A 12,916-nucleotide genomic window follows, 5' to 3' on the forward strand; every position below is an offset into this window, starting at 1 on the left:
GCGCAGCCCGGCTCGGGACATCAACGCCTGCGACTAGACCAGCAGCATCGGCAGGAAGCTGAGCAGCATCAAGAGGGCGGCGCAGGCCCAGGAGACGTAGAGGAAGACCATGCCGGGAGTCTTCTGGGGTACCGGGCCGATGGCGCCGTTGAGGAAGATCAGGGCCGGGGCGCGGTAGTAGAGGCGGGCGGCTTGACCTTCGGCGACGGGGGCGACGGTGGTGGCCGGGCCCATGTCGAACAGCCAGGGAGTGCTCACCTTCACCTGGTGCTGGCCGGGGCCGACCGGGATGTGGTTGGCACCCCAGCGGGTGCCGGGAACCTGCTGGCCGTTGACGAAGATCTTCGGCTTGGTGATGGCGAGCATGAAGGCCATCGGCGTGTAGGAGGCGTCGACGGTGAGGCCGGGCGGGTCACCCGGCATACCCTGGCCGACGGGCCCGGCGTGCGCACCCGGCGCGCCGTACGGCATCGGCGGCTGACCATTGGGCATCGGCGGCTGCCCCATCGGAGGCTGGCCGTAAGGCCCGCCCTGCGGATACGGAGCCGGACCGTTCGGCATCGGCGGTCCCGGCGGACGGCCGTATGGCATCGGCTGCCCCGGCGCCGGGTGACCCGGCATCGGCTGCCCCATCGGCGGCTGCCCGTAAGCCGGCGCACCGGGCGGCGCGAACTGCGCCGCACCCCCGAACTGTGGCTGACCTGGTACAGGCTGCGCCTGCGGCGCCCCGGGGTAACTCATCGATTCCTCCCAAGATCGGTAACGTGCACGGCGCACCCTACCGGTGTTTCTCCGGTCCCTCATGTCGAGAACGAATGGGCCCGGCCATGGCTGATCAACGCCCTGACCGCCCGGGTTCAGGGCAGCGCGAGCTCACCAATACCTACCCACCCCAGCCGAACTCGAATCACCGGAAAACACTGAGGGGCGGTCGACCACTGTCGCGCTTCGTGATCGACCGCCCCCGGCCTCAGTCCCCGTTGATCCCGTACAGCCGTTCCCAGTTCGCGCGGCTGGTGAGTTCCGGCACCGCCGCGCGGTACTGCTGTTGCAGCGCAGGCAGTTCGCGACGCAGGCGACGCAGCACACGCACAGTGCGCAGCAGCAGCTTGCGGGCGGTCGCCTTGTCGCGGCGGCGAACTCGCACACCGGACTGGGAGGCGTCGGTGACGACCACGTGGTCGAACAGCGACACATGCCACCAATGCGCGTCCTCGCGGGTGACGCCGACGATGCCGTGCTGGGTGCGGCCGGTCCACTGCGTGATCGCACGCTTGACCAGCACCGCGAGCAGACGGCTCGGCTCACCACCGGCGCGCCGGACCTGAATTTCCGACGACGGCACCGGCGGTGTCGCGGCCGGGTGCTTGATCGTCTCGGCGTAGTCGCCACGGCTGGTGCGGGCCGCGGCCAGCGCCTCGATACCACCGTCGCGCAGCACCTGCGGGCCGCGCAGGAAGTCCTCGATGCCCTGCAGGGTGGTGTGCGCGAGGCCGTACTGCATCGCCACCAGGTGCTCGGCCAGGTTGCGGAACAACTGACGGGTGATGGTCTTGCCATCGAGATCGGTGTGCATGGCGCAGACGATCAGCGAGTTACGGGTGCTGAAGTAGCGGGCCCAGTCGTCGAAGTCTTTCCAGTAGAAATCGGCATGCCAGACCGCGGCATTGGGCAGCGTCACCGTGACGAACCCGTTCTCGCGGGCGCGGATGCCGTACTCGACGTCATCCCACTGGAAGAAGATCGGGATCGGCAGGCCGATCTTCTCGACCACCTCGGCCGGGATCAGGCAGGTCCACCAGGCGTTGTAGCCGGCGTCCACACGACGTTCCTGATTGCGCTTGAGCATGCTGGTGTTGCGCAGCGCCTTCGGCACCTTCTGCCCGTGGCTGAGTTCGTGCATATGCACTTCCTCGGCACCGACATTGAGGTAGTCGGGGTTGAGCAGGAACAGCATCTGCGCGCCGACCAGGGTCGGTTCGACGGTGAGGTTCGCGAAGGCATTGAGCCGCAGTACCGTTTCCGGCTCGCAGAGGATGTCGTCGTCCATCAGGATGACGTCGGCATGCTCGTTGGCGCCGGAGACCTCGTAGAGCCCACGGGTGAAACCACCCGCACCGCCGAGGTTGGGCTGGCGGATGTAGCGCAGCTTGTCGCCGAAGACGGGCTGGGTCTGCTGGAACAGCGGCCGGTCCTGCACCAGGTCGGTGCCCTGGTCCACCACGTAGACGGCGTCGATGGCGGCGAGGACCACCGGATCCGATGCCAGCGCGGCGACCGTGTGCGCGCAGTCCTCGGCCCGGTTGAAGGTGCAGATCGCGATGGCGACCGGACGAACCCGTTCGGGCGCCTCGGTGGTCCAGGTCAGCGCGGAGATGCCGAGTTCGGCGCCGACCGCGTCGAACTCCAGCCACAGCGCGCCGCCGTCGACGTACTGGTCCACCGGCGCGGACAGCGTCAGCGGACCGCTCGCGTCGATATCGGCGCTGGCGATGATGCGCCGGTGTCCGGCGATATCGGACGCGACCAGCCGCACCCGCGCCTTCTTGGCCACCTCGAGCACCATCGAGGCCTCGACCGCGGTGACGGTGGTCCAGCGCTGCCAGTAGCTGGCCGCGAATCGGCCGAAATAGGTGTTGGTGTGTGCGGTCGCGCCCTTGTCCAGCCGCAGCGCCTGCCGCTCCCGCGTCGAGCGGCCCTTGACCACGGCATACAGCTCATCGCTGACCTTCGGCGACGGGCCGGTGAAGATCCCTCGTTGCAGCACCAGCCGATCGGGCGCCGGGTGGGAGGCGGCACGCAGCGCGTCGGGCGCGGCGTCCGAGCGATCGTTCGTTTCGGTAACGGCCTGGGTAGCCGACTGGTCCATGAAGTCCTCGAAATTCCTTATTGTGCCGACGGGACAGACATGTCCCTGCATACGGTTCGCGGCGGGAGCGAGGATATCAATCGCACACGCCGTAAGCCCGCCGAGTAGCTACCCACCAGGCCGGTGGGATAACCCTGCGGTTGTCACGTTCACTCGGCACCGACACGCTGGGGAGCCGGTTCGGTCTTACCGGTGAACACGAACTTGTCATAGGCCCAGTACCGGAACACCACCGCGACGATCTGGCCGATCAGAGTGCCGGAGATGTTGTCCGAGAGCGGGCTGGACAGGTCGAGGATGTAGCGGGAAAAGCCGAGGCAGCCGAGCTGCAGGCCGATCGCGATGACGTTGAACAGCGCGTACAGCAAGTATTCGCGGCCGGGGTTGTCGGTCTTCTTGTGCGAGAAGGTCCACCACTTGTTGCCGAAATAGGTGACCACCGTCGCGACGACGATCGCAATGATCTTGGCGGGCAACGGAGCGTGGTACAGCACACCCTCGCCACCCCAGAACACCAGCAGGTTGTAGGTCCCCGCGTCCACCAGGAACCCGATGGCGCCGACGACCAGAAACGCGCCGCCCTGACGCAGTGCGGTGCGCACCTTTCCGGTCAGCGACGGGCGCGCCGGTGGTGCTGACTCGGGTGCGGGGCTGGTCGGCTCACTGGGTGACACTCGGGCGACGGTACCGCAGGCACCTCGCTGGGGCGTTTGCCCGCACACACCTGTAATCTCCCGGTGTTCCCATTCACAGCCGACCTCGAGGATTGACCCGGGTGGATTCCGCCGAGCTTCGCATTGCCGCCGTGGTCCCTTGCCACAATGAAGAGGCTTCGGTCGCCAAGGTCGTCACCGACCTGCAGGCCGCCGTGCCGGGGATCGTCGTCTACGTCTACGACAACCTGAGCACCGACGCGACCGCCGAGCGCGCCCGCGAAGCCGGTGCGATCGTGCGCGCCGAAACCACCAAGGGCAAGGGCAACGTGGTTCGCCGCGCGTTTGCCGACATCGAAGCCGATGTCTATCTGATGATCGACGGCGACGACACCTACGAGGCGTCGGCCGCGCCGCTGATGATCAAGACGCTGCTCGACGGCCCATACGACCACGTGCTCGGTGTGCGCAAGCAGGACCAGGACGCGGACGGTTCCGCGTACCGCGCCGGGCACGAAACCGGCAACAAGGTGCTCAACGGTGTCGTCGGCAAGGTGTTCGGCGAGAATGTCGAGGACATGCTGAGCGGGTTCCGGGTCTTCTCGCGCCGGTTCGTCAAGAGCTTCCCCGCCGTCTCGCGCGAGTTCGAGATCGAGACCGAGCTGACGGTGCATTCGCTGCACCTGCGGGTGCCGCAGACCGCGGTGCCGGTGGGCTTCCGTGATCGTCCCGCGGGCAGCGAGAGCAAGCTGCGCACCTATCACGACGGTTTCAAGATCCTCGCGCTGATCATCGGGCTGGCCAGGCATGAGCGCCCGGTCGCGTTCTACGGCTTGTTCGGCACGCTGAGCTGGCTGGTTTCGGTGATTCTGACCATCCCGATCGTCATCGAGTTCTACGACTCGCACACTGTGCCGCGTTTCCCGACGCTGTTCCTCGCCTTCACGCTGTTGCTGCTCGGCAGCCTGGCCTGGACCGCGGGCATGATCCTGGACGGCATCCGCCGGTCGAGGCACGAAACGGCGCGCCTGGTCTACCTGCGCTATTCGGCTCCCGGGGAGGACCCGCGTCCCGGTGAGGCCGGGCGTTGACCACCTCCGCCGACCGGAAATCCGCCGAGCGCGAGGAACCGGTCGATCCCGAGAACACCACAGCCGGTGACGAGTCCGGCGAGGCGGCAACCGACACGGTGACCACCGACAACGCCGCCGAGCCCGCCCCGCCCGCAGCCGAGCCCGGCGACGACAACGTGGCGACCGAGACCACAGCCGCGGGCGGTACCAAGAAGAAGTCTGCCGCCGCCCAGAACCCACTGCGGCGCACGGCCGAGGCACTGATCACCAAGCTCGGTGCCGCGACCGTCGCATTCGCCATCCTCGCGACCCTTTTCGGCGCCGTCTTCGCCGTGATCACCCCGCCGTTCTGGGGCCATGACGAGATCACCCAGTTCGGCCGCGCCTACCAGGTGGCACACGGCGGTTTCCTGCCACAGGAGATCGAAGACCCTCGCGGCGTCGCCTACGGTGGCCAGGCGCCCGCGGCCATCGACGCGCTGATGGGCTATGCGTTCCGCGACTACAACGACAACCCGGAGGAACCGGGCGCGATGGTCGGCGACCCGGCCGGTTACGACCGGGTCGGTGACGCCGAGATCACCTCGCAGCAGAAGCAGGTCTGGTTCACCAATACCGCCGCCTACTCCCCGGTCCCGTATGTGCCCGCCGCGATCGGTATCCGGGTGGCGGAGCTGACCGGCCTCGACGCGAGCGGCATGGTGCTGCTGACCCGGCTGTCCGGGCTGCTCGCCTACCTCGTGATCGTCGGGTTCGCGCTCTGGGCGCTGCGGGCCTACCGCGTGCAGTGGCTGGTGTTCAGCATCGCGCTGCTGCCCATCGCGGTCTTCCAGTCCGGCACCGTCACCGCGGACACCATGACCAACGCGCTCGCCATCATGGTGTCGGCGCTGCTGGTCAAGGCGCTGTTCCTTGGCAAGGGACTGGGCCGGGTGGAGACGACGGCGCTGCTCGCCGCGACGGTGCTGCTGCCGCTGAGCAAGCCGACCTATGTGTTGCTCGCGATGCTCGTGGTGCTTGTCCCCGCCAAGCGATTCGGTTTCTCCGGCCTGCTGCGCTTGGTCCCGTTGGTGTGCGCGGCGATCGGTGCGATCGGGTTCGCGGTCTGGATGAAAATCGCCGCGCCGACCGGCGACGGCATGAGCCTGATGCGGCCCGAGCACCAGTGGTACACGGTGAATCCGGGCGAGCAGCTCACCGGAATCCTGCGCGATCCGTTCGGCTTCCTCGGTGTCTTCGGCGAGAGCATCGCCCGCCGCGATCAGGAATGGTTCACCGAGTTCTTCGGCGAGCTCGGCTTCGGCTACGTCGATGTACCTGCGATGTCGGTCGTGACCTGCCTGTTGGCGTTCGCGGTCGGCCTCGGGATCGCCGAGCGGATGTCGGCCCCGGAGTTCCGGAGGACCCTTGTCGTCGCTCTGACCCTCGCGGCCAGCGTGGCGATGATCTACGTGACCCTCTACATGTCGTTCACGCCGATCGATTTCTACATCATCGACGGAGTGCAGGGCCGCTACTTCGTGCCGCTGGCGATCCTCACCTTCGCGGTGCTGCTGCGCTGGATGCCGTTGCGGCTCACCGGTCCCGGCGGAAAGGCGCCGGGACGGGCCGCACCGATCACCATCGTGGCGGCCACGTCGATCGCGCTGGCCGCGGCGGCGATCAAGTACTACGTGGTGGTGTGGGGCTGATCGTCGTTTCGCCGGCGGCCGCATAGGCCCTCTCGGTGCTCGCTTTGTGCTGGCGCCACCAGTTCTCGTTCGTCCGATACCAGGCAATGGTGTCGGCGAGCCCGGCACGGAAGTCGGCATAGCGGGGCTGCCAGCCGAGTTCGGTGCGCAGCCGGCTCGCGTCGATCGCGTAGCGCTGGTCGTGGCCGGGCCGGTCGGTGACGTGGTCGAAATCGTCCGGGTCGCGGCCGAACGCTTCGAGGATCAGCCGCACGACGGTCTTGTTGTCGAGTTCGCCGTCTGCGCCGATCAGATAGGTCTGTCCGATCCGGCCGCGTTCCAGCACATCCCAGACCGCGCGGTTGTGGTCGTCGACGTGGATCCAATCCCGGATCTGATGGCCCGCGCCGTACAGCCGGGGCCGCACACCGTCGATGAGATTGGTGATCTGGCGCGGGATGAACTTCTCCACATGCTGATACGGGCCGTAGTTATTGGAGCAGTTGGACAGCGTGGCGCGCACCCCGAACGAGCGGGTCCAGGCCCGCACCAGCAGATCACTGGCGGCCTTGGTCGCCGAGTACGGGCTGGACGGGTTGTAGGCGGTCTGCTCGGTGAACGCCGGATCGCCGGCGTCCAGGTCGCCGTACACCTCGTCGGTGGAGACGTGGTGATAGCGCACATCGTGGCGGCGTACCGCCTGCAGCAGTGAGTAGGTGCCGACGATATTGGTCTGCACGAACGGCCACGGCTCGCTCAGCGAGTTGTCATTGTGCGATTCGGCGGCGAAGTGGACGACCGTGTCGACACCACTGACCAGTTCGTCGACCAGATCCAGATCGGCGATATCGCCGTGCACGAAGTCGATTCGGTCAGCGACCGGCGCGATCGATGCCCTGTTGCCCGCATAGGTGAGCGCGTCCAGCACGGTGACCGTGACCTCGGGCCGTTCGGTCACGGTCTGCTGGACGAAGTTCGCCCCGATGAACCCGGCACCGCCGGTTACCAGCAATCGCACCCCACGACCTTACGTCGGCCCATCCGGTCCCGCCCCATCGCGGGATGGGCGAATTGCGAAGATAGCCGGGCCACATCTATGTGTCCTTGCTCTCGTCGAATTCTTGGATCGTTTCTGCGTAGCCGCGGCGTGCCCAGGGAAAAGTGCTCCAGGAGTACACGTTTCCAAGACCGCACAGCGGCAAACCCCTCCGCGGTGAACGGAATTTGAACGAACGGATACCGCCGGTTCACCATTCGTTAGCCGTATTCGATTTCCATCATTTCGTCCCCCCCGTACGTTTAACATCGAGGTTCCAGAAATGCTGATGAGGAAATTCGCCGCGACTTCCGCGCTGTTGATCGCCGCACTCGGTGTCACGGCAGGCGCCGTCAACGCCGCACCCGCCACCGAGGCCGCCGTCGGCTTCACCGCCGAGAGCAACGGCTCGTCGTCGATCATCACCACCGATGCCGGCTCGCTCGTCGCCGAAGACGACACCTTCAAAATCAAGGCGAGCGATGGCACCGTGCTCGCCGGGGCTCCGCTGACCTTCCGGGTGGACGATTTCGAGTTCCCGATCGCCGCCGATATCGCGGGCCGCACCGCCACCCTGACCCCGCAGCTGGACCTGGACAAGGCCGTCTACAAGCCGGTCGCCCTGCCGTTCGAGGACCAGGCCAACTGGAAGACCCCTTATGACCGGGAGAAGGACGCCTTCAACCGGTTGAAGGACACCATCAGCACCGGCGCCGCGGTCGGCGCCCTTGTCGGCGGCATCGGCGGCGGTGCGGTCGGTTGCGTGCTCGGCGGTATCGCGGGCGCGACGGTCGCCTCGGCCACCATCGTCGGCCTGTTCGGCCCGTTCATCCCGGCCGCCGCGGTCGGCTGCCTCGGCGGAATCCTGGCCATCGGCGCGCTCGGCACCCTCGCAGGTCAGATCCTGATCACCGCGCCGGTCGCGATCGGCGCCGCGATCCAGTACTTCAGCACGGTCAACGCGCCGTTCAACCCGCCGGCCAAGTAGATCGAACCCGGACAGCTACCACAGAAATCCCGCCCGGATCACCCGGGCGGGATTTCTGCGCGGAATCACCGATTGTTTGCCTAAGAATTCGTCGGTTGTATTTCGGATACCATTCCGGAAGGTCAGGGCATCGAATTGTTTCCCGCGTGTTTCATGCGGTGCGGACCCGGTCGGACTGTTCGATCCGCGCCCGGATGAATCGCGAAGCACGGGCAAGCGCGGCGCGCCCTTCCGGCAGATTCGGCGCGATGCTCATGAAATCGTGCACCGTGCCGCGCCACAGTTCCAGCGAGTTCGGCACGCCCGCCGCGGTGAGACGCCGGGCCATGAGCTCGCTGTCGTAGCGCAGCAGCTCCTGCTCCGCCGCGACGAGCAGTACCGGGGGAAGGCCGGTGAGAGTGGCGTTGACCGGTGACAGCTTCGGGTCGAGCACCCCGCCGACCTCACCACCCAGTTTCACCACCGCGGCGAGCGCCGCGAGCGGGATATAGGCGTCGCGCGCAGTCTTCTCGTAGTCGCGTTTGGCCGCGTAGTCCAAGTCGAGCAGCGGACTGAGCCCGAGCAGACCGGCAGGTGCGGGCAGCCCCGCCTCGAGCGCGGCGAACACCGTCGAGAAGGCCAGCAGACCACCGGCCGAATCACCGGCGATGACGATGCGCGCCGGATCGACGCGGTGGCGCAGCAGCCAGCGGTAGGCATTGAGGCAGTCGGCCAGCGAATCGGTGATTCTTGTTCCGGGCAGCTGCCGGTATTCGACGTTCACCACCGTCAGACCGGTCCGGCGGGCCAAGCCGGCCGCGACCGGGCGGTGCGTGCGCAATCCGCAGATGGCGAAGCCGCCACCGTGGAAGTACAGCACCGCACCGTGGCGCAGCGACCGCGCCGCGCCCGCGGGCCGGATGATCTCCATCCGGAAGCCGTTCAGCGATACCTGTTCACGATCGATGCCCGAGGGTTCCGGGCGCAACATCGACAGTCCGTCCACCAGGGCAGCACCGACGGGCAGGGTCATCCGGTTGATCGGGAAGGTCCGCAGAACCGGCCGCACCACGCCACGGAAGGCCGCCTCGAGCACGCGTCCAGGCGTGCTCGGTCCGCCTGGGTTCACCACGATGCCGGGTTCTCTGGTCGCAGACATCGCACACCTGCCCTCCGCTCGGGGCGTCGAATCCCCGGCCGGACGGCTGCCCGGATGAGCGTCGACGCTGACGTTCGCACCGATCGCACACGGTGGTGCTTCAGATCGCACACCGCAGTCTTCAGAAACGCGAACGTTTCAAAACTCGCGGCCTCAGCACACCATGCGGACGTGACGCGTGCAACAACATTGCCCGAATCCGCTATTCCCCATACCTGGTACCCGCACTCCGTAACCATTTCGAACAGGAGTCGGAATCTCCCCGAATCCTGGACCGACCTGCGACGCCACCGGAACAGCCTGATCGTCACCACAGGGCAACGGCAGGCCGATCGAACCGGTCGTAGACCCGCACCGCCGGACTGGCAGACTGTTGAGACATGCGCGGAATCATTTTGGCCGGCGGCACCGGGACCCGGTTGCACCCGATCACGCGCGGCGTCAGCAAGCAGCTGGTACCGGTCTACGACAAGCCGATGATCTACTACCCGCTCTCGACGCTGATGCTCGCCGGTATTCGCGACATCCTGGTGATCACCACCCCAGAGGACGCGGCCTCGTTCCAGCGCCTGCTCGGCGACGGCACCCAGTTCGGCATCTCGATCGATTACGTCGTCCAGCCCGAACCCGACGGCCTGGCCAGGGCCTTTGTCCTCGGCGCGGACCATATCGGCACCGACAGCGCGGCACTGGTGCTCGGCGACAACATCTTCCACGGACCGGGGCTCGGCACCAGCCTGAACCGTTTCGCCGGACTGGACGGCGGTGCCGTGTTCGCCTATCGGGTCTCGGATCCGACCGCCTACGGCGTCGTCGAATTCGCCGACGGCCGCGCGGTATCCATCGAGGAGAAGCCGAAGGTACCGCGGTCGAACTACGCGATTCCGGGACTGTATTTCTACGACAACGATGTCGTCGAGATCGCACGCGGCCTGCGCCCGTCCGGGCGCGGAGAATACGAGATCACCGACATCAACCGGGCGTATCTGGACGCGGGCAAACTGCGCGTCGACGTGCTCGCACGCGGCACCGCATGGCTGGACACCGGAACGTTCGATTCCCTGCTGGACGCGGCCAATTACGTCCGCACCATCGAAGAGCGCCAGGGCCTCAAGATCGGCGTACCCGAGGAGGTGGCATGGCGGATGGGTTTCATCGACGACGACCAGCTGTGCGCGCTGGCCGATCCGCTGGTCCGATCCGGTTACGGCAACTATCTGCTCGACATGCTCGAGCACGGACGAAATTGGTAGGCATGCAGATCAGGGAAATGTCGATCCCGGGAGCGTGGGTGTTCACCCCGCGCCTGCTGACCGATGAACGCGGCACCTTCGCCGAGACATTCAAAGCCTCGGAGTTCGAGAAGGCGACCGGGCGTCGCTTCGATCTGCTCCAGGTCAACACCTCGGTGTCGGCTGCCGGGGTGTTGCGCGGTATCCACTACACCGAAAACCCTCCCGGCCAGGCCAAATACGTGAGCTGCGTGCGTGGCGCGTTCCTCGATGTGGTGGTCGATCTGCGCGAGGGCTCGCCGACGTTCGGGCGCTGGGACAGCGTGCTGCTCGATGATGTGGACCGGCGTTCGGTATATCTGTCCGAGGGGCTCGGCCATGCGATCCTCTCGCTGGCCGACGACTCCACCGTCACCTATCTGTGCTCGCTCGAGTACTCCCCCGAATTCGACCGGGACCTCGACGCTTTCGATCCGGAGCTGGCCATCGACTGGCCGCGCACCGACCGGGAAGGCCGCGCGATCTCCTATCTGCGCTCGCCGAAGGACGCTGCCGCGCCGCGACTGGCCGACCGCTGAACGCCCGGCGACGCACCCCGCATAGCCGAGCCCGCCGCACTCAGCGACAGTTCGCGCGCGCCTCGTCGATTGCCGTGCGGGCATCCACGGCCACCGACCGGATGCTGTCGAAGGCCGCCCGATAGCGCTCGATTTCGTTGGCCTTGTCGACGTACACCGGCCCGGTGAACGCCTCGACGTACACCACCGGCGGTTCCGGCGATCCCGCCGCCGGGTCCGGAGCGGGGAATTCGAGCAGCACGAACGGGCCGGACTCGATGCCACGGTGGTATCCGGCATCCGAGGGCACCACCTGGATTCGCACATTGGGCAGCTCACACATCAGCCGCAAATGGTCGAGCTGGCCCGCGGTCACCGAACGTTCGCCCAGCGGGCGCCACAGCGCTGCCTCCCCGATCAGCACATCCAGCCGCAGCGGCGACTCGTCCCTGGTGAGCAAGGGCTGACGGGCCATGCGCAGGCGGACCCGGCGCTCGACGTCGGATTCCGACAGTTCCGGGCGCGCGGCCAGCAACAGCGCACGGGCATAGGACTCGGTCTGCAACAGACCGGGAATCAGCTGGTCCTCATAGGCGAACAGCCGGGACGCCGCCTCCTCCAGGCCGATGTAGACGTCGAATCCCTCGCCGATGACGTCGCTGTAGCCGGTCCACCAGCCGCGTGCCTTGGTCTCCTTGGCCAGCGCCGTCAGCGGTGCCACCGCCTCCGGCGGCGCCCCGTAGACCTTGCACATGGCCTCGACGTCCAGCCCGCGCAACGAGGTCTGCCCGGTTTCGATGCGCCAGATCTTGGCCTCGGACCACTCCAATTGCTGTGCGGCGGCGCGGGTGGTCATCCTGGCGCGGTTGCGCAGGTCGCGCAGCTGCCTGCCGAGGCGACGCCTCGGCATGGTCGATCCGGTGGTCCCCTGTGGTAGTGCCATCGTTGCTCCCCCTTATTAGACGAACGGCATTGTTCCACAACGGAACCGAGAGGGAAATAGCAACGATGTCACAGACAGGACGACGTCACCTCTACGACAGCTATTTCCGTGAGCCGCCGCGGCGGAACCGCCAGAACTGCACCGCACGAACGTCTTCGGAAAGCTGATTGACCGGCTCCGCCACATCGGACAGCGCCTGGAACAGGTCGTCGGCCAGATCGCTGATGTGCTCGACCCGTGTCGCCAGCCGGGACGCGTTCACCAGGAACTCCAGCACCAGACGCACCGACGCGGCGATGCTCAGCCCCAGCGGCACCGCGATCAGTGCCGCGAAGATCCCAAGCAGGGCCGACGCCTGCCACATCAGCAACGTCAACGCGATCGGGATGCCGAACGCGAACAGCAGCCCGAGTAGATAAGCCAACGGCAGGATCGTCCGGGTTGCGGGCCTGCGGAACTGGACGTCGAGCAAGCCGCGCACGGCGTCGGCGCACCACTGGCGGAACGCGCGCCTGCTGACGAACGGCTCTGGCGTGGTCTCCTCCTCCGTCGCCGTGCCGGGGAACCGGCGCGCCGCGGTCGAGCGCCAGGTGATCCAGCGCGACTCGGTCTCCAGCTCGTCGTCCGGTTGCGGCGCTCCGGTGCCGGCGGACTCATCTGTCATGCCCCGAATCCTTCCCGTTCCCCGTTACAGATCAGGTCCTGCATTCATGGTTCGTATCGAGGGCAGGTGCCTGAAGCGTTACGGGTTTTCGCG

At 66.8% G+C, this 12,916-nt stretch carries 12 protein-coding genes; 5 read left to right on the forward strand and 7 right to left on the reverse strand.

The features are described from left to right. Window positions 1–33: 33 nt before the first annotated feature. The 3 genes from GV792_RS29795 to GV792_RS21815 all read right to left on the reverse strand — a co-directional run bounded on the left by GV792_RS29795 (window position 34) and on the right by GV792_RS21815 (window position 3,543). Window positions 34–741, reverse strand: a complete 708-nt coding sequence (locus tag GV792_RS29795; RefSeq protein ID WP_256673867.1) for a hypothetical protein — start codon at window positions 739–741, stop codon at window positions 34–36. A gap of 229 nt (window positions 742–970) precedes the next feature. Next, window positions 971–2,869 (reverse strand): glycosyltransferase, encoded by a 1,899-nt coding sequence (locus tag GV792_RS21810; protein WP_163826139.1) that lies wholly within the window; start codon window positions 2,867–2,869, stop codon window positions 971–973. A 149-nt stretch (window positions 2,870–3,018) separates the two neighbouring features. Continuing rightward, on the reverse strand, window positions 3,019–3,543 hold the full coding sequence (locus GV792_RS21815; protein ID WP_309138617.1) for a GtrA family protein: 525 nt from the start codon (window positions 3,541–3,543) through the stop codon (window positions 3,019–3,021). A gap of 101 nt (window positions 3,544–3,644) precedes the next feature. On the opposite strand from GV792_RS21815, the gene GV792_RS21820 reads away from it, so the two are divergent. Continuing rightward, the gene (locus GV792_RS21820; protein ID WP_163826140.1) at window positions 3,645–4,613 is read left to right on the forward strand and encodes a glycosyltransferase; all 969 of its coding nucleotides are present in this window, start codon (window positions 3,645–3,647) and stop codon (window positions 4,611–4,613) included. Then, entirely contained in the window at window positions 4,610–6,286 is a 1,677-nt protein-coding gene (locus tag GV792_RS21825) for a DUF2142 domain-containing protein (protein WP_163826141.1), read from the forward strand. Before GV792_RS21820 ends, GV792_RS21825 begins: the two co-directional genes overlap by 4 nt. Here the strand turns inward: GV792_RS21825 and rfbB are convergent. After that, window positions 6,258–7,283, reverse strand: coding sequence for a dTDP-glucose 4,6-dehydratase (rfbB, locus tag GV792_RS21830; RefSeq protein WP_163826142.1), 1,026 nt, complete (start codon window positions 7,281–7,283; stop codon window positions 6,258–6,260). The genes GV792_RS21825 and rfbB overlap by 29 nt on opposite strands. 301 nt (window positions 7,284–7,584) lie before the next feature. Between rfbB and GV792_RS21835 the strand changes: the two genes are divergently transcribed. Next, the gene (locus GV792_RS21835; protein ID WP_163826143.1) at window positions 7,585–8,289 is read left to right on the forward strand and encodes a hypothetical protein; all 705 of its coding nucleotides are present in this window, start codon (window positions 7,585–7,587) and stop codon (window positions 8,287–8,289) included. Window positions 8,290–8,440: 151 nt separating this feature from the next. Here GV792_RS21835 and GV792_RS21840 read toward each other — a convergent pair whose 3' ends face one another. Then, window positions 8,441–9,427 carry an alpha/beta hydrolase gene (locus GV792_RS21840; RefSeq protein WP_175583135.1) on the reverse strand — a complete coding sequence of 329 codons (987 nt, stop codon included), beginning with the start codon at window positions 9,425–9,427 and terminating at the stop codon, window positions 8,441–8,443. A gap of 380 nt (window positions 9,428–9,807) precedes the next feature. Between GV792_RS21840 and rfbA the strand changes: the two genes are divergently transcribed. Further along, window positions 9,808–10,680 (forward strand): glucose-1-phosphate thymidylyltransferase RfbA, encoded by an 873-nt coding sequence (gene rfbA / locus GV792_RS21845; RefSeq protein WP_163826144.1) that lies wholly within the window; start codon window positions 9,808–9,810, stop codon window positions 10,678–10,680. 2 nt (window positions 10,681–10,682) lie between these two features. Then, window positions 10,683–11,237, forward strand: coding sequence for a dTDP-4-dehydrorhamnose 3,5-epimerase family protein (locus GV792_RS21850; protein WP_163826145.1), 555 nt, complete (start codon window positions 10,683–10,685; stop codon window positions 11,235–11,237). Window positions 11,238–11,277: 40 nt separating this feature from the next. Here GV792_RS21850 and GV792_RS21855 read toward each other — a convergent pair whose 3' ends face one another. Next, entirely contained in the window at window positions 11,278–12,159 is an 882-nt protein-coding gene (locus GV792_RS21855; RefSeq protein ID WP_163826146.1) for a helix-turn-helix domain-containing protein, read from the reverse strand. Between the two features lie 100 nt (window positions 12,160–12,259). Next, entirely contained in the window at window positions 12,260–12,823 is a 564-nt protein-coding gene (locus tag GV792_RS21860; RefSeq protein ID WP_163826147.1) for a DUF4282 domain-containing protein, read from the reverse strand. Window positions 12,824–12,916: the final 93 nt, after the last annotated feature.

This window comes from Nocardia cyriacigeorgica (genome assembly GCF_010868145.1).
Lineage (GTDB): Bacteria > Actinomycetota > Actinomycetes > Mycobacteriales > Mycobacteriaceae > Nocardia > Nocardia cyriacigeorgica_D.

What these genes read in the sequence shown, in the direction of transcription:
- rfbA (WP_163826144.1), top strand. Translation starts at nt 9,808, where the DNA reads ATGCGCGGAATCATTTTGGCCGGCGGCACCGGGACCCGGTTGCACCCG.
- GV792_RS21860 (WP_163826147.1), bottom strand. Translation starts at nt 12,823, where the DNA reads ATGACAGATGAGTCCGCCGGCACCGGAGCGCCGCAACCGGACGACGAG.
- GV792_RS21835 (WP_163826143.1), top strand. Translation starts at nt 7,585, where the DNA reads ATGCTGATGAGGAAATTCGCCGCGACTTCCGCGCTGTTGATCGCCGCA.
- GV792_RS21855 (WP_163826146.1), bottom strand. Translation starts at nt 12,159, where the DNA reads ATGGCACTACCACAGGGGACCACCGGATCGACCATGCCGAGGCGTCGC.
- GV792_RS21810 (WP_163826139.1), bottom strand. Translation starts at nt 2,869, where the DNA reads ATGGACCAGTCGGCTACCCAGGCCGTTACCGAAACGAACGATCGCTCG.
- GV792_RS29795 (WP_256673867.1), bottom strand. Translation starts at nt 741, where the DNA reads ATGAGTTACCCCGGGGCGCCGCAGGCGCAGCCTGTACCAGGTCAGCCA.
- GV792_RS21850 (WP_163826145.1), top strand. Translation starts at nt 10,683, where the DNA reads ATGCAGATCAGGGAAATGTCGATCCCGGGAGCGTGGGTGTTCACCCCG.
- GV792_RS21840 (WP_175583135.1), bottom strand. Translation starts at nt 9,427, where the DNA reads ATGTCTGCGACCAGAGAACCCGGCATCGTGGTGAACCCAGGCGGACCG.